1 pseudogene is annotated in these 700 nt (G+C 37.0%); it reads right to left on the bottom strand.

The features are described 5' to 3' along the window. A pseudogene (locus A9G44_RS09270) lies at window positions 1–522 on the bottom strand (hypothetical protein); the annotation flags it as partial. Window positions 523–700 lie beyond the last annotated feature (178 nt).

The following is a 700-nucleotide window of genomic DNA, read 5'->3' as shown; positions in this document are numbered from 1 at the left end:
CTTATTTTTTATCCAGTTTGGCACGTTTTCCATATGGTAATAAAAATAAATCATGCGCATTCCTTGCAACTGATCATCAACCTCATCAATTTTATCAACTACAATTCGACCAAAGCAGAAATTTGTGCCGCCCCACCATGTTTTATCAAGATATTTACGCCCTTCATCCGTTAAATTATAGCGGTATAGTGGCTTGTCGCCATCGTGACCGACTAGCTCTTCAGTAAATAATCCCTCTTTGGCATAGAGTGCTAATCGTTCATTTAATTTATTATTAATATAAATAGGATCGCGATAGTGCATATCTTTATGATACCCTGGCATATATTTAATAGTATAGGGGTACATATCCTGATAAATCTTGCCCATCCGAAGGCAAACCGCTCTATTACCGGTAGGGTTAATACGATCATTTTCTTCCTGTATGCGGTCTTTATACAGGTAATTATTACAATTTTTTAGTAAAAATATAATCAGTGAGATACTGATGAGTAATGCAATGATGGTTAGTTTTTTTGTCATGATTATTGCCTATTAATAACCCCATGATTTACGTTTATAAAACATAGTGGCCACTTTTACCGGCCGTCAAACGTAGCTCACCATCAGGCCCAAAACTGTAATAATGTATAGCCCTCGGGCTCCCCCCTAATACGGCTTTCCCTAAACCGCCATAACCTTTATACAGACTATAAATATC

It is taken from the genome of Gilliamella sp. Occ4-3, assembly GCF_001690675.1.
Taxonomy (GTDB): Bacteria; Pseudomonadota; Gammaproteobacteria; order Enterobacterales; family Orbaceae; genus Gilliamella; species Gilliamella bombi.
This window is presented reverse-complemented; position numbering and strand designations above follow the sequence as displayed.